We start from the raw sequence: 26,061 nt of genomic DNA, 5'->3' as shown, positions 1-26,061 counted from the left end.
TCGCTCACCCGTCGCGGCGCGCACCCTCCGAGGGGTGCACGGTGAAGACGTGAGGTTCGCAGAAGCCGGCCTCGGCGAAGGCCGCGACGATCCGCGCAGCGGCGTCGTCGACGAGCGTGCTGTCGATGAGCGCGATCGACGATCCGCCGAAGCCGCCGCCGGTCATCCGGGCGCCGACGGCGCCCGCTGCTCGCGCCGTCTCGACCGCCAGGTCCAGTTCGGCGGTAGAGATCTCGAAGTCGTCGCGCATGGAGGCGTGCGAGGCATCGAGCAGGGCTCCGATCGCGCGAGGGCCCTCGGCGCGCAGCAGGCGGACGGCGTCGAGCACGCGCTGATCTTCGGTCACCACGTGGCGTACTCGGCGGAAGGTGACGTCGTCCATCAGCTCGCGGGCGCGATCGAGATCGGCGGGCACGAGGTCGCGCAGGGCCGATACCCCCATGATCTCGGCGCCCCGCTCGCAGGCGGCGCGGCGCTCGCCGTAGCCGCCGGTAGCGTGCGCATGGCTGACCCGCGTGTCGACGACGAGGACTTCGAGGCCCGCGTCGGCGAAGCCGAGGTCGACGACGTCGGCATCGAGCGAGCGGCAGTCGAGGAAGATGCCGGCATCGGGACGGCCGAGCATCGACGCCATCTGATCCATGATCCCCGTGGGCGCGCCGACGGCTTCATTCTCGGCGCGACGTCCGGCGCGGGCCAGCGCGACCCGCGTCAGGCCGAGGCCCCAGAGGTCGTTCAACGCGGACGCCGTCGCGCCCTCGATCGCGGCGGACGACGACAGTCCGGCACCGACCGGAACGTCCGATGCCAGCGCGATATCGACCCCGGTGAGGGGTGCGGGGTCGACGCCCGCGGCGCGCGCGGCATCCTGCAGCGCCCAGGCGACGCCGAGCGGGTAGCGTGCCCACTCGACGATCTCGTCGCGGCGGTCGGGAAAGAGCGTGTCGAGATCGGCGAGGGCCACCTCGATCGGCACGGGGTCGAAGGTCGACACGACCCGGATGCGTCCGTCGCCCCGCGTGCCGAGCGCCACGACGGTACGCCCGTCGATCGCGAACGGGAAGACGAAGCCATCGTTGTAGTCGGTGTGTTCACCGATGAGGTTCACGCGTCCGGGAGCCGACCAGAAGCCCGCGGGGGTGGCGCCGGTGAGCTCCGCGAACAGATCGCGAGCGTCGGTCTGAGGGGATGCCGTGGCGGTCACAGCTGGACTCCTTCGATGGCGGAGCGCAGCCGATCGGCGGCGGTCTCGGGCGGAACATCGCCGATCCAGGCGCCCATGGCAGCCTCGGATCCGGCGAGGAATTTGAGCTTGTCGGCAGCGCGACGCGGGCTCGTGATCTGAAGGTTCAACCGCACGGTGTCGCGGCCCACGTGCACCGGCGCCTGGTGCCAGGCGGCGATGTAGGGCGTCGGGTCGCCGTAGAGCGCGTCGATGCCGCGCAGCAACCGCAGGTAGATGGGGGCGAGCTCGTCGCGCTCGGCGTCGGTCAACGCGGCGAAGTCCGGCACGTGCCGGTGCGGCAGCAGATGGATCTCCAGCGGCCAGCGCGCGGCGAACGGCACGAACGCGGTCCAATGCTCGCCGCGCAGCAGCACGCGGGGGCCTTCCTGCTCGAAGGCGAGGATGCGCGCGAACAGGTCGGGAGCGGTGCGGTCGATCGAATCGAGCAGTCGCGTGGTGCGCGGCGTGATGTACGGGTACGAGTAGATCTGGCCGTGCGGATGCTGCAGGGTGACCCCGATGGCCTCGCCGCGGTTCTCGAACGGGAAGACCTGCTGCACCCCGGGAAGCGCCGACAGGGCCGCAGTGCGGTCGGCCCACGCCTCGATGACCGTGCGCGCACGCGTCACGCTCTGTGTGCCGAAAGATCCGGTGCGCGCCGGCGAGAAGCACACGACCTCGCAGCGGCCCACGCTCGTGCGCGTGCGACCGAGGCCGAGATGGGACAGATCTTCCAGTCCGCGGGGCGGGTCGGCGGCCTCCGGGGCGTCGCCGAGGGCCTCGGCCAGGGCCGGCCCGAAGGAGGGGGAGCGGTTCTCGAACACCGCGACGTCGTAGACCGAGGGGATCTCGGAGGGGTTCGTCGCCGTTTGCGGCGCGAGCGGGTCGAGCTCGGCGGGAGGCAGGAAGGCGCGGTTCTGCCGCGACGCCGCCACCGACACCCAGTCGCCGGTCAGGATGTCCTGCCGCATGGTCGCGGTGGTCGGGCGGGGATCGAGCTCGCGCGTATCGGCGCTGCGTTCGGGGCCGAGCTGCGTGCCGGGGTCGTCGAAGTAGATCAAGTCGCGACCGTCGGCGAGACGGGTCGGTCGCTTGACGACACCTGCCCCGAGGGGGATCGCCTCGGGAGTGAGGAATGGCAGCTCCGGCATGTTCACGATAACACGATAAGGGAGGTGCGTGCTATCGTCAACACGGAGGTCGGGGATGACACAGAAGCGCGCATCGATGGCGGATGTCGCCCGCATTGCAGGGGTCTCGGCACAGACGGTTTCGCGTGTCGTCAACGCGAGCCCGCGTGTCGATCCGGCGACCCGCGCACGCGTGGAAGAAGCGATGGCGCGCAGCGGCTACCGTATCCACCGTGCCGCTCGGGCCCTGCGCACCGGACGATCGGGCACCATCGGCGTCGTCGTCTCGACGCTGTCCACCGTCGGCAACTCCCTCATGCTCGAAGCCGTCACCGACGCCGCCGCGGAGCGTGACCACGATGTCGCCGTCGTCACCCTCGGATCCGGCGACGCCGCCGAGGCGCTCGAGCGCCTCAACGAGCAGGGCGTCGATGGTGTCGTCGTCATCAACGAGGCCTCCGCCCTCGTACGTTCGGCTGATCTCCCCACGAATCTCCGCCTGGTGGTCGTCGACTCGGCGCCCGACGATCGATTCGCCGGAGTGGAGACCGATCATGCCGGCGGCGCAGCCACGGCCACCGCGCACCTGCTGGAGCACGGCCATCACACGGTCGCGCACATCGCCGGCCCCGCCTCCTCCTACGCCGCCGCCGAGCGCGAGCGCGGGTGGCGCGAAGCCCTCGAGGCCGCAGATCGTCCGGTCGGAGCTTTGGTCCGGGGCTCGTGGACCTCGGCATCCGGGTATGAGGCGGCGACCACACTGCTGGACGCCGACACGGTCGGCACCGCGCTGTTCGTCGCCAACGACCAGATGGCGCTCGGGGCTCTGCGTGCGCTCGCCGAACGCGGTCGGCGCGTGCCCGAGGACGTCAGCGTCGTGGGCTTCGACGACGTCGACGACGCCGCCAACTACCGACCCCCGCTGACGACGGTGCGCCAGCACTTCGATCGCTTGGGTGCGCAGGCCGTGATCGCGCTGCTGGATGAGGGGGCGCCATCGGTGCGTACCGTCATGCCGGCGCCCCTCGTGGTGCGCTTCAGCACCGGGCCCGCTCCGGTCTGACCGGACTCGGTTCGCCGCTCAGCCCGCAGGCGAGTCGACCGCGATCGCGTGGATCAGTGCCGCAGCGTGCGGCAGCAGCACGGGCGGACGGAGCCCGACCGTGGCCGCCGTCCGGCCGCTGAGCACGATCGGTTCGGACTCCCACGCGAGTGGCGACTGCCCGAGGTATCCACCCGCTCCCACGGGAACCGTGATCGAGATCCGGTAGCGCCGGCCGGCGTCCAGGCCCGGCAGCGTGATCGTCGCCGGTGGGTGTGCGGTGCTCGTGCGGACCTGGGTGTGCACGTAGAGCGCCTCACCACCGCCCCGGGCCACGACACCGCGCAGATCGAGCGCGGCATCCGCCAGGTCGGCGTGCACCCGCCGGCCCGTTGCGATGAGGCCGCGGTGGGTGCGATACAGCGCCACCCATTGCGCGATGGCATCGAGCGTCTCGTCGTCTTCGGCGGTCAGGTCCCATTCGATGCCGAGGTGGCCGAAGAGGGCGGTCAGCGCGCTGAACGCCAGGGAGACCGTGCGTCCGGTGGAGTGCACGACGGGGCTGGTCAGGTGCGCACCCATGAGTTCGGGCGGGACCACCAGGCCGGTGTAGCGCTGGATGTCGAGCCGCTCGACGGGGTCGAGGCAGTCGCTCGTCCAGATGCGGTGGGTGCGTTGCAGGATGCCGAGATCCACCCGGGCTCCGCCCGATGCGCACGACTCGATCTCCAGTCCGGGGTGACGCTCGCCGAGCTCGTCGAGCAGCCGGTAGAGCGCGCGGACGTTCTCGTGCCCGCGCGGGCGGCCGTGCGGGCCGCTCCCCGGCTCGACGAGGTCGCGATTGTGATCCCACTTCAGGTACGCGATCGGGTACTCGTCCAGCAGCGCGTGCAGCCGCCCCGCGATATACGCGTAGGCGTCGGGGTGCGACAGATCCAGCACCTGCTGTTGCCGTCCTGACGGAGGCAGGTCGTCGCGCGCCCGCAGGAGCCAGTCGGGATGGCGCCGCGCGAGCTCGCTGTCGGGGTTGACCATCTCGGGCTCGACCCACAGGCCGAACTCCATTCCGAGGCCCCGGACGTGGTCGATGAGCGGGCTGAGGCCGCTGGGCCAGACCTCGGCATCCACCCACCAATCGCCGAGCCCGGCAGTGTCGTCGCGACGGCCCTGGAACCAACCGTCGTCGAGCACGAACCGTTCGACGCCGACGCGCGCCGCGCGATCGGCGAGGCGGCGAAGTGTCTCCAGGTCGTGACGGAAGTAGACCGCCTCCCACGTGTTGACGGTCACCGGGCGGGGTCGCGAGGGATGCGTCGGCCGCGCGCGCAGTTCTTCGTGAAAGCGTGCGGCGAACGCGTCGAGGCCGTCGCCCCACGAGCCCACCGCGTCAGGGGTCTCGTACTCCTCACCGGGAGCCAGGACGATCTCGCCGGCACGCAGCAGCTCGCCCGCGCGCAGCACCGCGTCTCCGGTGGGCGTTCGCTCGGCGATCAGGCGGTGATCTCCCGACCAGGCGAGGTGCACACCGTGCACCAGTCCGCGTTCGAAGCCGAAGCCTGCGGTACCGGCGACGAACACCAGCGTCGCATCGGCTCCCGGACGCCCGCGTCGGCTCTCTCGCACATGCCCTCCGACGGTGAAGGCGTGGCGCTGGGGAGCCCGTTCGCGCAGGTGATGCCCGGTGGTCGTCAGCAGCTCGGTCGCGGTCGGCGGTACGGGAAAGCCCGCGCTCAGCGCGCCGACGCGATAGGGGGCGTCGCCGCGGTTGACCAGCCGCAGGCGCTGGTGCAGCAGTCCGCTCACGCCGAGGGTGAGGCTCACCTGCACCTCGAGGCCGGCCGCGGCGTCACTCAGCACGAACTCGGCATCCGTGCTCGACAGGGTGGCCGTGGTCAGTGCGAGGCGGGAGGAGAAGTCGGCACCGTCGCGGTCGCCCTCCAGGCCCGGCGTCGTCAGCCAGCCGCCCGACTCCTGCGGCAGCACCGTCAGGCGCGCCGTCTCGTCGAGTCCACCCGAGACGCGCTGCGGCCGGGCGGCCCGGGCGATGCCGGCCAGCTCGTCGTCGCCGATCGGACCGAGCGCCTCGCCCCAGTGGACGATGATCGGCTGGTCGGCGCTCTGCAGATCGAGCACGACGCTCGTGCCGCCGGCTTGGAGGTGCGCGTGGGCGGGGATCTGCACGGAGGGCGTCGTCACGGGCGTGATTCCTTCGGAGGTGCGGCATGTGCACGCGAAGCGGTGGAGCCGCGCACGATCAGCGAGGTGGGCACGGGATGCACGCCGCCGGCGACGGCGCGCCCTTCGATCTGGTCGATCACGAGCGACACGGCGAGCGAGCCTGCGGTGCCGAAATCCTGATGCACGGTCGTCAGAGGCGGCCAGAAGAAGGCCGCCTCGGCCATGTCGTCGAACCCGACGACGCTGATGTCGTCGGGCACCGTCCGCCCGCTCTCGTGGAACGCACGCATCGCGCCGAGCGCCATCTGATCGTTCGCCGCGAACAGTGCGGTCAGCTCGGGGATGCCCGCCAGTCGGCGCCCGATGCGATAGCCGGACTCGGCTGTCCAGTCGCCGACATGCACCTCGGGTACGGCGCACCCGGCCGCCTCCAGAGACGACCGCCAGGCGAGGCGGCGAAGCTCCGCCGCCTTCGACTCCGGGGGGCCGGCGATGTGCCACACGGTCTCGTGGCCGAGGGCGAGCAGGTGCGCGACGGCTTCACGGCTGCCGGTGTCTTGATCGGCCGTCACCGACGGCCGATCGTCGCCGGCGCCCGACTGGATGAGCACACTCGGCATCCCCGGGGGGAAGCTCACCGACGCCGAGGACATCACGTGCGACTCGATCACGACGATGATGCCGTCGACCGCGTCTTGATCGAGCCGTGAGACCGCCGAGGCGACCGCGTCGCCGGCGGTGAGGGCGGGTTGGGCCTGGATGAGTTCGATGGCGTAGCCGCGCGCGGCGGCGTCCGCGAGGATGCCGCCGATGGTGCCGACGTTGCCGAGGGAGTCGAGGCTGAACACCACGACGCCGATCGCGCCGAAGGTTCCGCGGCGCAGTGCGCGGGCGGCGACGTTGGGCCGGTAGCCGAGCGCGCTCATGGCTTCGAGCACGCGGCTGCGGGTCGGCTCGGCCACGCGGTCGGAGTTGTTCGCGACCCGCGAGACCGTCTGTCCGGAGACACCCGCATGGCGGGCGACGTCGTGTAGCGAGACGTTGCGCGCACGCTCTGCGGAGCTGTTCATCGGCGTTTCTCCTCGAGCGTCGACCGGGAAGTCTTGACACATGTTGACGTCAACATGCTACTCTCGACCTCGCCATGTTGACGTAAACATGGCACCGTCCGACAGAAGGCCAGACGAAGATGTCCGCACTCACCGTTACCGCTCCGGCTCGACGCCGGGCGCACCGGACCGACCGCCAGTGGGCGGGATTCTGGTTCGTGCTGCCGTTCCTCGTCGTGTTCGCGCTGACGTTTCTCGCGCCCCTCGCGTACTCGATCTACCTCAGCGTCTTTCGCACGAAGCTGATCGGCGGCACCTCGTTCGTCGGAATCGACAACTACGTGCAGGCGTTCTCCGACGGCCAGTTCTGGGCCGGCTTCGGCAACGTCTTCCTGGTGCTCATCATCCAGGTGCCCATCATGCTGCTGCTCGCGCTGCTGGCGGCGCTGGCGCTCGACTCCCGCCGCCTCGCGGGCAGCTCGATCTTCCGCATCGGCATCTTCCTGCCGTATGCGGTGCCCGGCGTCGTCGCCGTGCTCATGTGGGGCTTCATGTACTCCGACCGTCTGGGCCTTGCCGGCAACATCAACCAGCTGGTGGGCTTCGACCTGGTCACCCCGTTCACCCAGCAGTGGATCCTCCTCGCGATCGGCAACATCATCACGTGGGAGTTCATCGGCTACAACATGCTGATCTTCTACTCGGCACTGCGCACCATCCCCGAAGACCTCTACGAGGCCGCGGCCCTCGACGGTGCAGGCCAGTTCCGCATCATCCGGGCCATCAAGCTGCCCGCCCTGCGCGGAGCACTGGTGATCGCGACGATCTTCTCGATCATCGGCAGCTTCCAGCTCTTCAACGAACCCAACATCCTCAAGACGCTGGTCCCGAACCTCTTGACGACGTACTTCACCCCGAACATGTACGCCTACAACCTGAGCTTCATCGGCCAGCAGGTCAACTACGCCGCCACCATCGCGATCATCATGGGCGTCATCACGGCCATCATCGCGTACGTCGTCCAGCTGCGCGGCACCCGTAAGGAGAACCGCTGATGGCCGGCCTGCCCTTCGACCGCACCGGCACCATGACCGGGCGCCCCCGCCGACGCACCTCCGAGTTCGGCGAGCGGGGACCGCGCAAGTCGCCCCTGCTGACGATCATCATGGCGCTGTTCCTGGTCTACTCGTTCCTGCCGCTGCTGTGGCTCGTGATCAGCTCGACCAAAACCCAGCAGTCGCTGATCGGCTCGTTCGGGCTCTGGTTCTCGGGTCCCTTCGCGCTGTTCGACAACATCGGCCAGGTGCTGACCTACAACGACGGCATCTTCGTTCGTTGGTTCTTCAACACCCTCCTCTACGTCGTCGTCGGCGCCGGTGGCGCCACCCTGCTGGCCACCCTCGCCGGTTACGGGCTGGCGAAGTACAACTTCCCCGGCAAGCGCGCCGTGTTCGCCGTGATCCTCGGCGCGATCGCCGTCCCCGGCACGGCCCTCGCGGTGCCGACCTTCCTCATGTTCAGCCAGATCGGGCTGACCAACACGATGTGGGCGATCATCATCCCGTCGCTCATCTCGCCCTTCGGCCTGTATCTGGTGTGGGTCTACGCGGTCGACTCCGTGCCCACCGAGCTGCTCGAAGCAGCCCGTGTGGACGGATCGGGCGAGCTGCGTACGTTCTTCACGATCTCGCTCCGGCTGCTCGCGCCCGGGGTGGTCACGGTGGCGCTGTTCGCGATCGTGGCGACGTGGAACAACTACTTCCTGCCGCTGATCATGCTCAACGATCCCAACCTGTTCCCGCTGACCATCGGTCTGCAGCAGTGGAACCTGCAGGCGGTCGGTGTGAGCTCGCAGCCCATCTTCAACCTGGTGATCACCGGGTCTCTCCTCACGATCGTCCCGATCGTCATCGCCTTCCTCCTGCTCCAGCGTTACTGGCAGTCAGGTCTGAGCGCAGGAAGCGTCAAGCAGTGACAGGGGTGTCACTGCCCGACGAAGCACCACACCCCACCCGATATCCGACGAAGAAGCGGAAGGACACAGCATGACAAGCACCAAGAAGATCGCGCGCGTGGTCGCCATCGGAGCTACGGCGCTCCTGATCGGCAGCGGCCTCGCCGCCTGCGCCGGCGGCAACGGCGGCGGCACCAACGCCGGCGGCAGCGCCTCCTCCATCGACGACGCCCTCAAGGCCGGCGGCGAGATCACGTACTGGTCGTGGACCCCCTCGGCCAAGGACCAGGTCGCCGCGTTCGAGAAGGCGTACCCGAACGTCAAGGTCAACCTCGTCAACACGGGTGGGGCCAACGACAACAACACGAAGCTGCAGAACGCCATTTCGGCCGGCTCCGGCATCCCTGATGTCGTGCAGATCGAGTACCAGTCGCTTCCGCAGTTCCAGCTGGCCGGGTCGCTCTTGGACCTGACCGCCTACGGTTTCGGCGACCTCAAGGGCGACTACACCGCCTCCACCTGGGGCGCCGTGTCGCAGAGCGGCGGCGTCTGGGGTCTCCCGCAGGACTCGGGCCCCATGGCCCTGTTCTACAACAAGGAGGTCTTCGATCAGTTCGGCATCGCCGTTCCCAAGACGTGGGACGAGTACGTCGCCGCGGGTCAGAAGCTGCACGCCGCCGACCCGACGAAGTACATCACCAACGACCAGGGCACCGACGCCGGCTTCGGCACCTCGATGATCTGGCAGGCCGGTGGCCGCCCGTTCAAGACCGATGGTGAGAACGTCACGATCGACCTGAACGACGCGGGTGCGAAGAAGTGGACCGGCGTCTGGGACAAGCTGCTCGCCACGGGCGCCGTCGGCAACATCGCCGGCTGGAGCGACGAGTGGTTCCAGGCTCTCGGTGACGGCACGATCGCCTCGCTGCCCATCGGTGCCTGGATGCCGGGCGTGCTCGAGGCCAACGTGCCCGCGGGCAAGGGCAAGTGGGCCGTTGCCCCCATGCCGACCTACGACGGCACCCCGGCCACGGCCGAGAACGGCGGGTCGTCCGAGGTGGTCATGAAGGGCTCGAAGAACCAGGCGCTCGCGGCCGGCTTCCTCAAGTGGCTCAACAACTCGCAGGACTCGATCGACGTGTTCCTGAAGTCGGGCGGCTTCCCCGCGACGACCAAGGACCTCGAGTCCCCGGACTTCCTGAACAAGACCTCCGACTACTTCGGCGGACAGAAGATCAACGAGGTTCTCGTCGACGCCACGAAGTCGGTGGGCACCGGATGGCAGTACCTGCCGTGGCAGTCGTTTGCCAACAGCATCTACGCCGACACCGTGGGCAAGGCGTACCTGAACAAGACGCCTATCGCCGACGGTCTGAAGGCCTGGCAGGACAAGAACGTGTCCTACGGCACCGACCAGGGCTTCAGCGTCAACAAGTAAGCCCATTTGCACGACCCGCGGCGGTGGGGTGGTTCACATCACCCCACCGCCGCGGCTGTGAAAGACAGCGATTGAGAGGCACCCATGGCTACCGGAACCTTCCGCATCGGTGAGAGCGACTTCCTGCTCGACGACGAGCCGTTCCGCGTGATCAGCGGCGCCCTGCACTACTTCCGGGTGCACCCCGACCAGTGGGTCGACCGCATCCGCGCGGCCCGCCTCATGGGCCTGAACACCATCGAGACGTACGTGCCGTGGAACGAGCACGAGCCCGAGCCAGGAGTCTTCCTCGCAGACGGTCCCCTCGACCTCGCCCGCTTCCTCGACCTCGTCGCCGCCGAAGGACTGTATGCGATCGTGCGTCCGGGGCCGTACATCTGCGCCGAATGGGACGGTGGCGGCCTGCCCGCGTGGCTGTTCCGTCACGGCGACATCGGCGTGCGTTCGGCCGATCCCCGCTTCCTCGCCCCGGTCACCGGCTTTCTCGATCGCGTTCTCGAGATCGTCGTTCCCCGTCAGATCGACCGCGGCGGCCCGGTCATCCTGATGCAGGTCGAGAACGAGTACGGCGCGTACGGCGAGTTCACGGCCGGCGAGCGTGAGGACTATCTGCGCGCTCTGCGCGACACGTATCTCGCCGCCGGCGTCACGGTCCCGTTGACCAGCGTCGACCAGCCCACCGACGAGATGCTCTCGCGCGGCAGCCTGCCCGAGCTTCACCGCACCGGATCGTTCGGCGGCAACGTCGACGAGCGTCTCCGCGTGCTGCGCACCCACCAACCGACCGGGCCGCTCATGTGCTCCGAGTTCTGGTGCGGCTGGTTCGACTACTGGGGCTCGTTCCACCGGACCTCGTCGACCGCGGCATCCGTCGCCTCGCTCGAGGCCCTGCTCGCCGCAGGCGCCTCGGTGAACATCTACATGTTCCACGGTGGCACCAACTTCGGCCTGACCAACGGCGCCAACGACAAGGGTGTGTTCGAGCCGACCATCACCAGCTACGACTACGACGCACCGCTGGACGAAGCGGGCCGGCCCACCGACAAGTTCTGGGCGTTCCGCGAGGTCATCTCGCGCTTCGCCCCGGTGCCCGACATCACGGATGCCGATCTCTTGCCCCCCCTGGCGGCGGCGCCCGCCCCGGTACCGCTGCAGCTGGTCAGCGCACTCGATGCGCTGCTCGAGGACGCACCGGAGCACCGCGTCGACCACGCGCCGACGATGGATGAACTGAGCGTCTCCCGCGGATTCCTGCGTTACGAGACCCGTCTCGATGTGGGCGACACCCCCGTCGTGCTGGCCATCGGCGAGGTGCGCGACCGCGCCTGGGTGAGCCTGGACGGTGTGCCCGTCGGCACGCTGTCGCGCGACCGTCGTGAGCGCACGCTGGTGCTGCCGCGCGGCACCGGCGTGCTGCGCATCCTCGTCGAAGACCAGGGCCGCGTGAACTATGGGCCGCGCATCGGAGAGCACAAGGGGCTCATCGGCCCGGTGACCGTGGCCGGCCGCGAGCCGGCGTCCTGGCACGTTGTCGTCGTGCCCTGGGAGCACCTGCCCGCCCGTGCCGCCGCCGTGACGCCGGTCGGGGAAACGGTGACCGGAGCCGCCGTGCTGCGCGCCGAGGTCGTCCTCGACGCCCCGCGCGATCTGGTGCTCGATCTCACCGCGCTCGGTACCGGGCTCGTGTGGATCGACGACGTGTGCCTCGGACGGTTCTGGCAGACGGGACCGCAGCACTCCCTGTTCGTGCCGGCACCGCTCACGCGCGCCGGCCATAACGTGATCACCGTGCTCGATCTGGAACCGACAGGCGCGGAGCAGCTGGAGTTCAGCGACCGCCTGTTGCTCGGCCCCGTCGAGTGGTGAGTGACGCCGACGAGCGCGCGTCGAAGGAAGAGAGAGAAATCATGACCGCACGAGTGCGTGTGTCCGGTGTCGTCGGCGAGATCGATCCGCGGGTGTACGGCGGCTTCGTCGAGCATCTCGGACGCCACATCTATGACGGCATCCATGAGTCGGCGCACCCGAGCGCCGACGAAGAGGGCTTCCGTACCGACGTGATCGCGCTCGTGCAGGAGCTCGGCGTGACCACCATCCGCTACCCCGGTGGCAATTTCGTCTCCGGGTACCGGTGGGAAGACGGCATTGGCCCGCGCGAGAGCCGGCCGCGCCGGCTCGACCTGGCCTGGCGGTCGACGGAGACCAACCAGGTCGGCCTCCACGAGTTCTCGCACTGGCTCGAGAAAGTCGGCAGCGACCTGATGCTCGCGGTGAACCTGGGGACGCGGGATGTCGCCGAGGCTCTCGATCTGCTGGAGTACGCCAACGTCGACGCCGACACGGCGTGGACCCGCGAGCGTGCTGCCAACGGCCGCCCGACGCCCTTCGGTGTGCGCATGTGGTGCCTCGGCAACGAGATGGACGGCCCGTGGCAGCTCGGGCACCGAAACGCCGAGGACTACGGCAAGCTCGCCTCGCGTGCCGCCAAGGCGATGCGCATGCTCGATCCGACCATCGAGCTCGTCGCGTGCGGCTCGTCGGGACGCGACATGCCGACCTTCGGCTCATGGGAGCGCGAAGTGCTCCGGCACACCTTCGACGATGTCGACTTCATCTCGTGCCACGCCTACTACCAGGAGCGGGGCGGCGAGGCGCAGGAGTTCCTCGTCTCGGCGGTCGACACCGACCTGTTCGTCCGCGAGGTCGTCGCGGCGGTCGATGAGGTCGCCGCCGAGCGCGGCTCCGACAAGCGCATCATGCTCTCCTTCGACGAGTGGAACGTCTGGTACCAGTTCGCCGACGACGGCACGAAGGCGGGCGATCTCGTCGACGACGGCTGGCCGGTGGCCCCGCGCCTGCTGGAGGACCAGTACAACGTCATGGATGCCGTCGTGGTCGGCGATCTGCTCATCACCCTGCTGCAGCACTCCGACCGCGTGCGGTCGGCTTCGCTCGCGCAGCTCGTCAACGTGATCGCACCGATCATGACCGAGCCGGGCGGTCCGGCGTGGCGTCAGACCACCTTCTTCCCCTTCTCGCTCACCTCCCGGCTGGGCCGCGGTACGGCGCGCACGCTCGAGATCGAGGGTGCTCCGCGGGTACAGAGCGCCCGGTTCGGCGACGTGTCCGCGGTCAACGCGGTCGCCACGACGGACGAGACCGGCACGAGCGTGTTCCTCGCGAACCGTTCGGTGGCCGAGACGGCAGAGGTGCAGATCGACCTGTCGGCGCTGGGTGCGGCATCCGTCGCCGTTGCCGAGGCGTGGATCGTGACCGACGCCGACTACCGGGCAGCGAACACCCTCGCCGAGCCGGAGCGGGTGGCGCCGCAGGCGCTGTCGGTCACGCGGGAGGGCGACGTGCTGCACCTGTCGCTGCCGCCGGTGGCGTGGGCGGTCATCCGCCTCGCCGACTGACACCCGAAGCCGCGTCTCGACTCGGCGCTTCGCGAGCGCAGCGAAGAGAAACGCCGCGCGCGGTCAGGGCGTCAGTGCGCGGCGCGGCGGGCCTCCCAGCCCGTACGCACCATCTCGTCGACGGTGTAGCGGTTGGCCCAGTCGAGGTCGCGGGCGGCCAGCTCTCCTGTGGCGACGATGCGGTCGGGGTCTCCGGGGCGTCGCGGCCCGATCTTGGGTGTGAAATCGATGCCGGTCACCCGCGCCATGGCATCCATGATCTCGCGCACGCTCAGGCCGTTCTGCGACCCGAGGTTGTAGGCGGCCTCGACGCTCTCACCCGATTCCAGCCGCTGTGCGGCGACGACGTGCGCGGCGGCGATGTCGCCCACGTGCACGTAGTCGCGGACGTTCGTGCCGTCGGGGGTGTCGTAGTCGTCGCCGTTGATCTGGGGCGTCTCGCCGGCGATCAGCTTCTCGAACACGATCGGGAACAGGTTGTGCGGGCTGGTGTCGTACACCGACGGATCGGCGGAGCCCACGACGTTGAAGTAGCGCAGCGACGTGTGGCGCAGGGGCTGCGCAGCGGATGCCGTCGCGATCGCCTGATCGCGCAGCAGCCACTCGCCGATGAGCTTCGACTCGCCGTAGGGCGACGCCGGGCGCTTGGGCAGGTCTTCGGTCACGAGCGGGACGTCGGGCGTTCCGTAGACCGCGGCCGACGACGAGAACACGATGTTGTGGACGTCGGCATCCGCCATCGCCTCCAGCACGACGCGCGTGCCTTCGACGTTCTGCTCGTAGGTGTGTAGCGGACGCTGCACGGAGACGCCGGCGTATTTGAAGCCGGCGACGTGGATGACGCCGGTGACCGCGTGGGCGCGCATCGTGTCGGCGAGCAGGCCGCGGTGCAGGATCGTGCCCTCGATGAACGGCACGGAGCCGGGCACGAACGAGGCGTGACCGCTGGAGAGGTCGTCGACGACGATCGGGGCGATGCCCGCCGCCTGCAGTGCGCGCACCACGTGCGCTCCGATGTATCCCGCTCCGCCAGTCACAAGCCACGTCATGTCTCCATCCTGCCCGATCGCCGACGCGTAGCATCGCCGCCATGAGTCGCGTCGTCGTCGCCCCCGACAGTTTCAAGGGCTCGATCGGTGCCGCCGCGGCGTCGGCGGCCCTGCGCCGCGGGTGGCTGTCGGTGCATCCGCGCGATGACGTGGTGCTGTGCCCGATGGCCGACGGGGGAGAGGGCACCCTGGACGCCTTCGCGGCATCCGTCGCAGATGCCCGGCGGATGCCGGTGGCCGTCACCGGTCCCGCCGGTGCGCCGGTCGAGACCGCGTGGCTACTCCTTCCGGACGGAACCGGTGTCGTCGAGCTGGCGGCGACCAGCGGCATCGAGCTGCTCGCCGGCCGCCTGCGACCGTGGGACGCATCGACCCGCGGGTTCGGTGAGGCGATCGCCGCGGCGCTCGATCACGGGGTCGAGCATCTCGTGCTCGGCATCGGTTCGAGCGCGTCGACCGACGGCGGTGTCGGGATGCTCTCCGCACTGGGCGCACGGTTTCTGGACGTGCGCGGCGCGGCGGTGTCGGACGGGGCGCGTGTACTCCTGGCGATCGCCCGGACCGAAGCCGGATCGTTGCGCCTTCCCCCGCCGGCGGGCGTGACGGTTCTCTCCGATGTGACGAACCCGCTGCTCGGTCCGCGCGGCGCGGCGGCGGCTTTCGGAGCGCAGAAGGGGGTCGACGACGTCGCCCGCGCGGAGGCCGGGCTTGCTCACCTCGCCTCGTTCGTCTCCCTCGATCCGATGACACCGGGGGCGGGGGCGGCGGGAGGAACCGGCTTCGCGCTACGGGCGTGGGGAGCGATGCTCGTTGCCGGGGCCGCCGAGGTCGCCAGACTCGTCCACCTCGACGACGCCGTGGCAGCGGCCGATCTGGTCGTGACAGGGGAGGGCACGTTCGACGCTCAGTCCGCGGAAGGGAAAGCGCCCGCTGCCGTGGCGGCCACGGCGGCGCAGGCGGGTGTGCCGGTCGCGCTGGTCGCGGGGCAGATCGCCGCCGATGTCGACCTCGGCCTTTTCGACGCCGTGGTCTCGCTCACCGCGCTGGCGGGCTCTGCGGCGGCGGCTCTCGCCGATCCCGCGCGGTGGCTGGAGCACGCGGGCGCTGAACTCGCGAGCCGTCGTCGTCGGCGCGAGTGTTGACGTCAACATCTCGGTTCCCCTAGGCTTGGTATCACCATGTTAACGTCAACATGGCACGCTCCCCGGATCGCGATGACGCGATACAGAGAGGAATACCCCCACGATGAAGTCCCTCGGTCTGATCGCGCTCGCCGCCGTTGCCGCCCTCGGTGTGACCGGTGTCGTCGCGCCACTTGCCACGTCGGAGCCTGCCGCCGCCGCAGCGCCCACGCCCTCCGCAGCGGTGACGATCACCCCCAACCCCGCGTACGCGTCCGCACCCTTCGAGGGGTGGGGCACGAGTCTCGTCTGGTTCGCCAACGCGACCGGCGGCTACCCCGAGAACGTTCGCAAAGACCTCCTCGACAAGGTCTTCGGCGAGGACGGCCTCAACCTCAACATCGCGCGGTACAACATCGGCGGCGGCAATGCGACCGACGTGCCGTCGTACCTGCGCCCCGGCGGCGCCGTGGAGGGGTGGTGGAATCCCGACCTCGGCAAGAGCGACGGCTCGGGTCCGATCACCTCGACCTACGCCGACCGTGCGCGCTACGCCGCCGCGTGGAACCCCGATGACCCGAACGCTTTCGACTGGAACGCCGATGCGACCCAGCGCTGGTGGATCGAGGCGCTCAAGGACAAGATCACGAAGTGGGAAGCGTTCAGCAACTCCCCGCCGTACTTCCTCACGCAGAGCGGTTACGTCTCCGGAGGCGTCAACAACGCCACGGCGGAGCAGCTCGCCCCCGCCGACATGGACAAGTTCGCCGGCTACCTCGTGAAGGTCGTCGAGCACCTCGAGCAGACCTACGGCATCACTTTCGACTCGCTCGACCCGTTCAACGAGCCGAACACGAACTACTGGGGGACGACGATCCCGCAGGGTGCGACGTGGCCCACCTCGGCCAGCCGTCAGGAGGGTGCGCACATCGGACCGCAGCGTCAGGACCAGATGATCCAGGCGCTCGCCGCCCGCCTCGCCGCCCCCGGTACCACGACGAAGGTCCCGATCTCCGCGATGGACGAGACCAACCCGTCGACCTTCGTGACCGACTGGAACGGGTGGTCGCAGCCGTCGAAGGATGCCGTCGCCCAGCTCAACGTGCACACATACGGCACCTCGAACCGCACGATGGTGCGCGACATCGCGAAGACCGCCGACAAGCCGCTGTGGATGAGCGAGGTCGAAGGCGACTGGGACACCTCGAACTCCGGTTTCAACCAGACCAACATCGACAACGGCCTCGGAATGGCCGGCCACATGATCGACGACCTCCGTGAGCTCGAGCCGCGCGCCTGGGTGTTCTGGCAGCCGGTCGAAGACCTCTACAACATGCAGAAGGTCGAGAAGCTCAACTGGGGAAGCGTCCTCATCGACTTCGACTGCAACGCCGACGGCAACTCGGTGCGCCGCCTCGCCGATGGCGACGCCGACCCCTCGTGCAAGGCGCTGACCAACGCGAAGTACAACACGGTCCGCAACTTCACGCACTACATCCGTCCGGGCGATCACCTGGTGCCGACGAACAACGAGCAGACCACGGCCGCCGTCACGGCATCCGGCGAGGGGATGAACCTCGTGCACGTCAACACCGACACGACGGCGCGCACGGTGCGCCTCGACCTCTCGAACTTCGGTGAGATCGCGGCCGGCGCGAGCGTCACCCCGATCGTCACGACCCAATCTCCCGCCGACGCCGTCGAGAAGAACGCCCTCGTGCCCGGCACCGCCGTCGCCGTCGACCCGGTCACGCGCACCGCCACCCTGACGGTGCCCGCGAAGTCGGTGACCACCTTCGTCGTGTCGGGCGTCTCCGGCGTCGCCAGCGCCGCCCCGCACGTTGCGGACGGTGCGACGTTCCAGCTGATGGGCGCCCAGAGCGGAAAGGCGCTCACGCTTCAGGGCTCGGCGCTCTCGATCCGCAGCGCAGCCACCACGACGGATGCCGCGTCCGCCCAGGTCTGGACGGCCACCTCGCTTTCGGGTGAGGGCACGGACCGGCAGCGCGTGCTTCTCCGCTCGGGTGACGGTCGCTACCTGACGTCGTCGGGCACGTCGCTTACGGTGTCCGCCCTGGACGCGGAAGAGCTGGCGGCAGACCCCGCCGCGCAGTGGACGCCGAACACGATGGACGGGCGCACGTTCTCGTTCCTCAACGTCGCGACCACCCGCGTGCTCGACGTCAACGGCTCCGGAACCTCCGACGGAACGTCGGTCGGCCTCTGGAGCTCCAACAACGGTGGCAACCAGAGCTGGACGCTCGCCTCCACCCAGCTGCAGAGCGTCGCCGACATCGCGCTGACCACCGCCGTCGGTGTCGCGCCCGCGCTCCCCGACACCGTTCAGGTGCAGTACGCGGGCGGCATCACCCGCTCTGCGGCGGTCACGTGGGACCTGAGTGGCCAGGACTGGACGCCCGGCACCACCGATGTGCACGGCAGCGGCACCGACCCGTTCGGCAATGCCGTCACCGTCACCGCCCACGTCGAGGTGGGGACGTACACGTCCGCGGTGCCCGTGTCGATGACCACTTATACGGGTGTGTCCGTGGCCACGCTGTCGTCGTCGGCTCCTCAGACGGTGCCGCTCGAGGTGCGGGTCGGGGGAGCCACGGCATCCGCCCCCGTCACCTGGTCGTGGGACGGTGTCACCGATGGCGCGCTCGCGTCGCCGGGCATGATCCAGGTCGCCGGGACGGCGGCCGTTCCCGGTGGCGGCACGCTGCCCGCGGTGCTGACGGTCATCGTCACACCGGTGAGCGAGTCGAACATCGCGCCCGCCAGCACGCCGTCGGCGACCTATACCGAGAGCGGGTATCCGGCTACCCGGACGATCAACGGGGTCACCACCGACAAGGGCTGGTCGAACTGGCGCGGCGGCACCCTCAACGCGTCCGACACGCTCACCTACACCCTCGCTGCGCCCTCGGCGGTCTCTCACGTGAAGGTGTACTTCCAGCGCGACGGCGGCACGTCGTGGGCCCAGACGATGCATGTGGACCGACGTCTCGGCAACGGTCAGTGGATCATCGGCGACACGATCACCCCTGGCACGCCGGCAACGGGCGACCCGGTGGTGGACGTCCCCGTGGGCGGCGGCGCGGTCGACCAGATCCGCGTCGTGATGAACGCCTACCCGAACACGCACCTCATCGTTTCGGAGGTCGAGATCTACGCACCGTCGGCCTCGCCGTCGGCGGTGGCCGACCTCGCGCGCCTCAGCGTCGGCTCGACCTCGGTGCCGGGTTTCTCCGCAGACGCCACCTCGTACGTCGTCTCGGTTCCGGGTGCGTCCTGGCCCGTCGTGAGCGCCGTGGCGGTCGACGAGAACGCGACCGTGACGATCGTCCAGCCCGCGGATGCCGCGGGCACCGCCACCGTGACCGTCACCGCACCGTCGGGTGCGCAGAAGGTCTACACGGTCGCCGTGACGCTCAATGCCGGCTCGTCCACCCCGTCGCCGTCGCCGTCGGCATCACTTCCTTCCACCGGAGGCGCGCCCTCGGCGCCGACCGAGGCAGCGCTCACCGCAGAGCTGGAAGGACGCATCTCGGGGCCCGCGTCGATCGCCGCGGGCAGCACGGTCTCGGTTCAGGTCGGTACCAGCCGCGCTGGACAGCAGGTTGGTGCGTGGCTGTTCTCCACCCCGCGGGCGCTGGGAACGGGGACGGTCAGCGCCGCGGGCACGATCCCGGTGACCGTGCCGCTCGACGCCCCGGCGGGAGCGCACCGTCTCGCGGTGACCGACGCCTCCGGTGCGGTCATCGGGTGGTATGCCGTGACCGTGGCGGCTGCGCCCAACGCTCTCGCCTCGACGGGCGCGACGATGCCGTTCGGTATCGCGCTCGCGATCGCGACGCTGCTGCTCGTTGCGGGTGGCGCGCTGGTTGCTCGCCGGCGCCCCGCACGGCGCTAGAGCACGAAGCGGCCCCGGACCCTCGTGTGGGGGACGGGGCCGCCGTGGTGCGCGCGGGTGGTGTCAGAGATGATCCCAGTACGATGCGGCGACGAGTGCGTCGAAGTAGTCCAACATCACGTTCGGGATGTCGCCCAGGGGAGTGGAGAACGTCGCGATGACGAGCTGTTTGGACTGCGGCACCGTGTACCAGTAGTCGGCGGTCAGAGTGCGCGTATGCAGCCCCTCCTGCTCGGGCAGGTCGTGGTCGTCCACGTGGTGAAGACGCACGATCTCCGACCCCGCGATCGCGGACGGGCGTGCGGTATCGAGGTGAGCCATGTCGATGTGTTCGAACGAGGCTCGCAGCGCGGTCATCACCGCTGCGGGCGAGGTTCCCACGGCGGGGCTCATGCGCATGTCGGGCGGTGAGTAGACAGTGAGGGTGACCGGCATCGGAAGGCCGGGCATGATCTCGGTGGCGATGAACATCGCCTGGGCATCACGCGATCGCGCCGCGGCGATCGCGTCGGTCAGGTCGTGACGCATCCGCGCCCGCACGGTCGCATCGATGTCGCGCTTTCCGACCACGGATGCCACGAACTCGGAGATCAGCGTGGCGCTGTCGAGCTCGTTCAGCAGCACGGGGCGCCACGAACCGACCAGCCGGAAGCGCAGCGGCGGCGCCGGGATGTGAACCTGCATCACTCTCGGGCGCCGAGCGTCTCGTCGATGGCGCTTCGCATCACACCGATGCCGGCGCCGACGCTGGTGTACCGCACACCGAGCTCGTCGGCGGCCGCAGCGAGATCGAGAGAAGACCCCTTCTCGTCCTTCGCGAACAGATCGACGTGCGCGGGGTCGCGGTCCCCGGCGTGGCGGGCGGCAAGAAGCAGCTGGCCCAGTTCGTCTGCGCTCACCCCACCGGTGCCCGACAGAACCACGTCGACGACCCATCCCGACGCCATTCCGCTGGTGCTCTTCTCCGCGGAGGCGGTGACCACCCGAGGATCTGCCGCCTTGACGGCGGCGACGACGTCAGCCACGTGTTCCTCCTCTGAACCTTTCGTCGACGGTGCGCAGGCGACGCAGAGCAGCGCCATCGTCACGGCGATCGTCGTCAGACCCGTGCGTCGGCTTCGCGTCATTCGTGCCACGTGTAGTACTCCGTTTCGGTGTAGCTTCCCGGTCCGTCGAAGAAGCGATCGAGATCATCGACATCCTTCACCTCCCCGAGGTGATCGTCCAGTGTGATGCCGTACTGGCGTGCGTTGTGGATCTGGCTGACGTCGGACGGGTCGCCGGGCGCCGTATCGGTGATCGTCGTCCAATTTTCGCGGTCGGGCGGAGCGGTCAAGAAATCGAGCGACGGCACCGGGTCGCCCTCGTGCTGCACCGAGATGACCCGGGTGGAATCCGGGATCGGCATGTTGTCGATCGGAGCGCCGCAGACGACGATGGCGGCGAAGTTGTAGCTGTCGGATCGATACGCCGCCAGATGACCCGCAAGGATGCCGCCCTGGCTGAAGCCCACCAGCATGACGGGGTCGCCGTCGGGGCCGCCCTTGATTCCGGCCTGTTGCATCGCGTCGATGACAGCCCGTTCGTACTGGGTGCGCAGGCTCGGAAAGAGCACGAGCGCCATGTTGCTGTCGACGTCGTTCACGGCGCCCGAGTCCTTCATCGCCTTGAAGAGCTCGAAGTCCTCGCCGGACATCGTCGATGCCAGCGCCTGCCAGTCCTGCGTGCTGGGCAAGACGATCCGCCATGACACCGACCCGTCGGCGGCGACGATCTTCTCGATCTTCACGACCGTGTTGTCGGCGCCACCCTCGTTGTCGACGAAGGCCGCCTCGCCGAACACATCTTTCACGCCCTCTGTCGAGCCGGCGTCGTGGCGCGGTTCGTACGGCTTTACCGTGGGTGTTTCCTTGCCGACATCGCTCGCCACACGCACCGCGATGATCGACGCGACGATGAGCACCACCACGCCAGCGATGGCGAGGAGCAGGGGTATCAGCAACTCCGGCGCGAGGACGAGGACGGCGAGCAGTGCGATCGCGGCCACGAGTGCCACCACCAGCAGCAGTGTGACGAGTAGCGCCGTCACTATCGTCGCGATGATGTCGATGAGCGCAGAGGCGAGGCTCGTGAACACCTCCTGTGCCCACTGCGCAATCGACGCGAAGAGGTCGCCGACGCCGCCCCAGAACTGATTCCAGTCGTCCGCGAATGAATCGGCGCCTTCGGCGGTTGCCGTCTCGATCGCTGAAATCGCGCGATCGGCGGCAGTTCGGATGTCGTCGCGGGCACGCTGCAGCGTCTGCTGGGCATCCTGCACGCTCTGGCGAGCGGAGCCGAGCGAGTTGTTCAACCGCCGGTACTCGTCCCAGAGATCGTCGGTGGGAAGACCCTCGGCCTCGGCGCGGGTGATCGCGATCTGGTTGTCGTTGATGTCGGATTCGGTGCGGTACGAGCGGGTCTCGTAGTAGTCGGCGTTCTGGAGGGCGGTGCGCGCCGTCGCCTGGATGGGAGCAAGCTCGACGGCGAACGTGTGCAGCGCACTTGCTGTCCCCGTATACCGCGTCTCGGCCTTCTCGAGCGTGGCCTTCGTCTTCGCGGCGACCGTGGTGACCGCATCGATCGCCTTGCTCGCCTGCCCTTCGACGAGAGCGTTCAGGGCCTCGGTGGCCTGCACGATCGCGTTGGCCGACGTACGCAGCTCATCGGCGCGCGTGCCGAGCGCGTCGGGCTGGCCGGCGAACACGTCGGCGAAGTCGGCTTCGAGGGCGCTCACTGCGGGCTCTCCGGAATGACGGCATCCACCATGCCCTGCGACAGCGAGTCGGCGAGGCTGACGTCGAGGTCGGTCATGACGTCGACGATCGCATCGAGCGAGTCTCGGACGAAAGTCAGTTGCTCTTCCAGCGCTGCGCGTTGGGCATCCCAGTTGCCGGCGAAGTCACGGACCTTGCCGGCAAGGCGGGGCTCGCCGGTGAGGTCGGCGATGTCATCGCCCACCTTGCCCGCCCCCTGGAACAGTGAGATCGCAGTGTTGACGCGGGTACGGCTGGAGTGCAGCGTTTCGAAGTCCAGCTTGATATCACTCACGGTCGCCTCCTTCGTGGGCTCCCGAGAACCCTATTGTCCGAACGCGACTGTTCCCATGGGCAGTTCTGCCCATGCTCGGAGGTGAGAGCGTGGCGCCACCTCTCACCCGCTGGGGTCAGGCGCCGCCGAGAGCGGCCGCGACGACGGCGCGAGCTTCGGCCTGAACCTCGCGCAGGTGGTCCTCGCCGCGCAGCGACTCGGCATACAGCTTGTAGACGTCCTCCGTGCCGGAGGGACGCGCGGCGAACCACGCGTTCTCGGTCTGCACCTTGAGGCCGCCGATCGCCGCACCGTTTCCCGGAGCGTGCGACAGCTTCGCGGTGATGGGCTCACCGGCCAGCTCCGTCGCCGCGACCGCATCGGGGGAGAGCTTCGACAGCGCCGACTTCTGCGCCGGGGATGCCGGGGCATCCACTCGCTGATAGGCGGACGCCCCGAACTCGGCCTCGAGCTCCGCGTAGCGCTGCGACGGGGTCTTGCCGGTGACGGCGAGGATCTCGGCGGCGAGCAGGCACAGCAGGATGCCGTCCTTGTCGGTCGTCCACACCGAGCCGTCGAAACGGAGGAAGGATGCCCCGGCGGACTCCTCGCCACCGAACACGACCGAGCCGTCGAGGAGGCCCGGGACGAACCACTTGAAGCCGACGGGAACCTCCAGCAGGCGGCGGCCGAGGGAGGCGACGACACGGTCGATGATCATCGACGACACGAGCGTCTTGCCCACCGCGGCATCCGTCGGCCACTGCGGGCGGTGCGCGCACAGGTAGTCGATGGCCACGGCCAGGTAGTGATTCGGGTTCATGAGCCCGGCATCGGGGGTGACGATGCCGTGGCGGTCGGCGTCGGCGTCGTTGCCCGTGAGGATGTCGTACTCGTGGCGTCGGGCGACGAGTGCGGCCATCGCCGACGGCGACGACGGGTCCATCCGGATCTTCTCGTCCCAGTCGAGCGTCATGAAGCGCCAGGTCGGGTCGACCTCGGGGTTCACGACGGTGAGATCGAGCCCGTAGCGCTCGCCGATCAGTGCCCAGTACTCCACCGAAGCGCCGCCGAGCGGGTCGGCGCCGATCCGCACGCCGGCGCGCGCGATCGCCTCGACGTCGATGATCGTGGCGAGGTCGGCGACATAGCCCTCGCGGAAGTCGTGGGTGCCGAGGGTGTCGGCATCGATGTCCTTGAACGGGGTGCGCCGTACGCCGTCGAGACCGGCGGCGATCAGCGCGTTGGCGCGGTCGGCGATCCATCCGGTGGCGTCGGTGTCGGCCGGCCCGCCGTGGGGCGGGTTGTACTTGAAGCCGCCGTCGCGCGGCGGGTTGTGCGACGGAGTGACGACGATGCCGTCCGCCCGCGCGGGGTCATCCGCACGGAGTTCGTGGTTGTAGGTCAGGATCGCGTGGCTGAGCGCCGGCGTCGGTACCCACGAGTCACGGGAGTCGACGCGCACGTCCACGCGGTTGGCGACGAGCACCTCGACCGCGGTGCGCTCGGCCGGCAGCGACAGACCGTGGGTGTCGCGACCGAGGAAGAGCGGACCGGCGATGCCCTGGGCGGTGCGGTAATCGACGATCGCCTGGGTGGTTGCGAGGATGTGGTCCTCGTTGAAGCTCGTGCTCAGTGACGACCCGCGGTGGCCGCTGGTGCCGAAGGCGACACGCTGTTCGGGGACCGTGGGGTCGGGCTTGAGGTCGTAGTAGGCGGCGATGAGCTCATCGATGTCGATGAGGTCGGAGGCTTCGGCTGGCTGTCCTGCGCGGCTCATGTCCACAGTCTGTCACTGCCGCCGTGCCCCCGCATCGCGGCCCGACTACTTGCGGTGCAGCACCGAGGTCGCGGTGCTGTCCGACAGCTTGTTGATCAGCGTCAGCGTGTCGGTCTTGCAGCCGTACTTCGCGTCGGTGATCGGAGCGAGCGCGATCTGCTGGCTGATGGAGCCGGCATCGGTCGGTTTGCCGTCGATCGTCGCGATGATCTCCATACCCGAAGTGTCCTGCGTCTGGCCGCCGATGCCATTGCCGGTGACCGTATACGTGCCGGTGATCGAACCCTTGAACTGGATCAGCATCGTCGCGCCGGAGATCATCGCGGTGACGTGCTGGGCCGGCGTCCAGGTGTAGCTGCCGTCCTTGCGCAGCTCGAGATCCGCGGTGCCTGTGGGGGTGAAAACGGCGCCGGAGCCGGCCATGAGCGAGTTGACGTCGTTGTAGAAGGCGGTCACCTGGTCCTGGCCCATGTGCCAGTCGCCGACGAGACAGGCGAGGTCGGCGGTGGGCGACGGCGACGGCGTTGCACTCGGCGTCGGCGTCGGCGTGGGCGTGGCGCTGGCGGAGTCCGTGGGCGTCGGTTTGGTCGCCGGCTTCTCTTCCGGAGCACACGCGCTCAGGCCGATGGCGAGCGCGACGGCGGTGACGACGGCGAGGGGGGAAAGTCGGCGGATCACCCCTTCAGCGTAGGCTGTCACCCGTGACTTCCGCGCCTTCGCCGACCGCGGCATCCGCGGCGCCCGTGCCCACGCGCCGCACCTACAGCTACCTCGGACCGGCCGGAACGTTCACCGAGGCCGCGCTCGCGCAGGTGCCCGAAGCGCGCGATCAGATCTGGCGTCCGGTGCGCAATGTCGGCGAGGCTCTTGCCGATGTCGTCGAGGGCCGGTCGGATGCCGCGATGATCGCGATCGAGAATTCCGTCGATGGCGGGGTGTCGACGGCGCAGGACGCGCTGGCCACCATGCCGGGTCTGAGAATCGTCGGTGAGTATCTCGTTCGGGTCAATTTCGTGCTCGTCGCGCGCCCCGGTGTGCGCATCGAAGACGTGAAGCTCGTCGCCGCGCACCCGGTCGCGTACGGACAGTGCCTCCGGTGGCTGTCGACGAACCTGCCCGACCACGCGCACCTCCCGGCGTCGAGCAATGTCGCCTCCGCCGTCGACATGATCGAGGGCGTCAGTGCCGCCGACGCGGCGGTGGCACCGCCCGGCATCCTGGAGCACCACGACCTGCAGCTGCTGGCCGAGGAGATCGGCGACAACGCGAACGCCGTCACCCGCTTCGTGCTCGTCAGCCGCACCGTGGCGCCGCCGTCGCCGACCGGCGCCGACAAGACGTCGCTGATCGTGGAGCTACCGGAGGAGTATCCCGGCGCCCTGCTCGAGCTTCTGGAGCAGTTCGCCACGCGCGGCATAAACCTGTCGCTGTTGGCCTCGCGCCCGATCGGCGACGAGCTCGGACGCTATCGGTTCGTGATCGACGCCGACGGGCACATCGAAGACGAGCGCATGGCCGACGCGTTGCTGGGCCTTCGGCGGTTCAGTCCGAAGGTCATCTACCTCGGGTCGTATCCGCGCGCCGACCGCGCGATCGTGCACTACCCCGACCGCTACTCCGACGAGGTGTTCGTCGAGGCGCGTGACTGGCTGCGCGGGCTCATCTCGGGCGCGCCCGAGGCGTGAGCCCGCCCG

General features: G+C 69.1%; 20 protein-coding genes. 9 read left to right on the top strand and 11 right to left on the bottom strand.

All coding sequences use genetic code 11. The annotated features are described in order from the left end of the window. Positions 1-4: 4 nt before the first annotated feature. Both galK and galT read right to left on the bottom strand, forming a co-directional pair. Complete coding sequence (galK, locus tag ITJ43_RS08485) at positions 5-1,204, bottom strand: galactokinase (protein WP_194583406.1); 1,200 nt, start codon at positions 1,202-1,204, stop codon at positions 5-7. Next, positions 1,201-2,376 (bottom strand): galactose-1-phosphate uridylyltransferase, encoded by a 1,176-nt coding sequence (galT, locus tag ITJ43_RS08480; RefSeq protein ID WP_194583824.1) that lies wholly within the window; start codon positions 2,374-2,376, stop codon positions 1,201-1,203. Before galT ends, galK begins: the two co-directional genes overlap by 4 nt. A 55-nt stretch (positions 2,377-2,431) precedes the next feature. Between galT and ITJ43_RS08475 the strand changes: the two genes are divergently transcribed. Continuing rightward, entirely contained in the window at positions 2,432-3,418 is a 987-nt protein-coding gene (locus ITJ43_RS08475; protein WP_194583405.1) for a LacI family DNA-binding transcriptional regulator, read from the top strand. An 18-nt stretch (positions 3,419-3,436) separates the two neighbouring features. Here the strand turns inward: ITJ43_RS08475 and ITJ43_RS08470 are convergent, their stop codons facing one another. Continuing rightward, positions 3,437-5,593 carry an alpha-galactosidase gene (locus ITJ43_RS08470; protein ID WP_194583404.1) on the bottom strand — a complete coding sequence of 719 codons (2,157 nt, stop codon included), beginning with the start codon at positions 5,591-5,593 and terminating at the stop codon, positions 3,437-3,439. Continuing rightward, positions 5,590-6,645, bottom strand: coding sequence for a LacI family DNA-binding transcriptional regulator (locus ITJ43_RS08465; RefSeq protein ID WP_194583403.1), 1,056 nt, complete (start codon positions 6,643-6,645; stop codon positions 5,590-5,592). The genes ITJ43_RS08470 and ITJ43_RS08465 overlap by 4 nt, the downstream gene beginning before the upstream one ends. Positions 6,646-6,764: 119 nt before the next feature. On the opposite strand from ITJ43_RS08465, the gene ITJ43_RS08460 reads away from it, so the two are divergent. The 5 genes from ITJ43_RS08460 (at position 6,765) to ITJ43_RS08440 (ending at position 13,432) form a co-directional block, all read left to right on the top strand. Then, on the top strand, positions 6,765-7,679 hold the full coding sequence (locus ITJ43_RS08460; protein WP_194583402.1) for a carbohydrate ABC transporter permease: 915 nt from the start codon (positions 6,765-6,767) through the stop codon (positions 7,677-7,679). Between the two features lie 32 nt (positions 7,680-7,711). Next, the gene (locus ITJ43_RS08455; RefSeq protein WP_228495689.1) at positions 7,712-8,599 is read left to right on the top strand and encodes a carbohydrate ABC transporter permease; all 888 of its coding nucleotides are present in this window, start codon (positions 7,712-7,714) and stop codon (positions 8,597-8,599) included. A gap of 70 nt (positions 8,600-8,669) precedes the next feature. Further along, positions 8,670-10,016 carry an ABC transporter substrate-binding protein gene (locus tag ITJ43_RS08450; RefSeq protein WP_194583400.1) on the top strand — a complete coding sequence of 449 codons (1,347 nt, stop codon included), beginning with the start codon at positions 8,670-8,672 and terminating at the stop codon, positions 10,014-10,016. Positions 10,017-10,100: 84 nt separating this feature from the next. Next, on the top strand, positions 10,101-11,882 hold the full coding sequence (locus tag ITJ43_RS08445) for a glycoside hydrolase family 35 protein (RefSeq protein ID WP_194583399.1): 1,782 nt from the start codon (positions 10,101-10,103) through the stop codon (positions 11,880-11,882). Positions 11,883-11,923: 41 nt separating this feature from the next. Further along, the gene (locus tag ITJ43_RS08440) at positions 11,924-13,432 is read left to right on the top strand and encodes an alpha-N-arabinofuranosidase (protein ID WP_194583398.1); all 1,509 of its coding nucleotides are present in this window, start codon (positions 11,924-11,926) and stop codon (positions 13,430-13,432) included. A 71-nt stretch (positions 13,433-13,503) separates the two neighbouring features. Here the strand turns inward: ITJ43_RS08440 and galE are convergent, their stop codons facing one another. Further along, complete coding sequence (gene galE, locus ITJ43_RS08435; protein ID WP_194583397.1) at positions 13,504-14,481, bottom strand: UDP-glucose 4-epimerase GalE; 978 nt, start codon at positions 14,479-14,481, stop codon at positions 13,504-13,506. A 41-nt stretch (positions 14,482-14,522) separates the two neighbouring features. Here galE and ITJ43_RS08430 point away from each other — a divergent pair, with 41 nt between their 5' ends. After that, positions 14,523-15,623 carry a glycerate kinase gene (locus ITJ43_RS08430; RefSeq protein ID WP_194583396.1) on the top strand — a complete coding sequence of 367 codons (1,101 nt, stop codon included), beginning with the start codon at positions 14,523-14,525 and terminating at the stop codon, positions 15,621-15,623. Between the two features lie 103 nt (positions 15,624-15,726). Continuing rightward, positions 15,727-19,518, top strand: a complete 3,792-nt coding sequence (locus tag ITJ43_RS08425; RefSeq protein ID WP_194583395.1) for a glycoside hydrolase — start codon at positions 15,727-15,729, stop codon at positions 19,516-19,518. A gap of 63 nt (positions 19,519-19,581) precedes the next feature. Here ITJ43_RS08425 and ITJ43_RS08420 read toward each other — a convergent pair whose 3' ends face one another. The 6 genes from ITJ43_RS08420 to ITJ43_RS08395 all read right to left on the bottom strand — a co-directional run bounded on the left by ITJ43_RS08420 (position 19,582) and on the right by ITJ43_RS08395 (position 25,045). Further along, positions 19,582-20,202 (bottom strand): hypothetical protein, encoded by a 621-nt coding sequence (locus ITJ43_RS08420; protein WP_194583394.1) that lies wholly within the window; start codon positions 20,200-20,202, stop codon positions 19,582-19,584. Then, complete coding sequence (locus ITJ43_RS08415) at positions 20,202-20,543, bottom strand: hypothetical protein (protein ID WP_194583393.1); 342 nt, start codon at positions 20,541-20,543, stop codon at positions 20,202-20,204. The genes ITJ43_RS08420 and ITJ43_RS08415 overlap by 1 nt, the downstream gene beginning before the upstream one ends. A gap of 98 nt (positions 20,544-20,641) precedes the next feature. Continuing rightward, positions 20,642-22,294 carry a hypothetical protein gene (locus ITJ43_RS08410; protein ID WP_194583392.1) on the bottom strand — a complete coding sequence of 551 codons (1,653 nt, stop codon included), beginning with the start codon at positions 22,292-22,294 and terminating at the stop codon, positions 20,642-20,644. Next, complete coding sequence (locus ITJ43_RS08405; RefSeq protein WP_194583391.1) at positions 22,291-22,608, bottom strand: hypothetical protein; 318 nt, start codon at positions 22,606-22,608, stop codon at positions 22,291-22,293. The genes ITJ43_RS08410 and ITJ43_RS08405 overlap by 4 nt, the downstream gene beginning before the upstream one ends. A 115-nt stretch (positions 22,609-22,723) precedes the next feature. Further along, entirely contained in the window at positions 22,724-24,367 is a 1,644-nt protein-coding gene (pgm, locus tag ITJ43_RS08400; protein WP_194583390.1) for a phosphoglucomutase (alpha-D-glucose-1,6-bisphosphate-dependent), read from the bottom strand. Positions 24,368-24,412: 45 nt separating this feature from the next. Then, positions 24,413-25,045 (bottom strand): hypothetical protein, encoded by a 633-nt coding sequence (locus ITJ43_RS08395; RefSeq protein WP_323741169.1) that lies wholly within the window; start codon positions 25,043-25,045, stop codon positions 24,413-24,415. A gap of 23 nt (positions 25,046-25,068) precedes the next feature. Between ITJ43_RS08395 and pheA the strand changes: the two genes are divergently transcribed. Next, the gene (gene pheA, locus ITJ43_RS08390) at positions 25,069-26,052 is read left to right on the top strand and encodes a prephenate dehydratase (protein WP_323741168.1); all 984 of its coding nucleotides are present in this window, start codon (positions 25,069-25,071) and stop codon (positions 26,050-26,052) included. The last annotated feature ends 9 nt before the right edge of the window (positions 26,053-26,061 follow it).

It is taken from the genome of Microbacterium sp. VKM Ac-2870, from assembly GCF_015350795.1.
GTDB lineage: Bacteria > Actinomycetota > Actinomycetes > Actinomycetales > Microbacteriaceae > Microbacterium.
The sequence above is the reverse complement of the archived record's forward strand: the minus strand, read 5'-3'. Positions and strand labels throughout refer to the sequence as shown.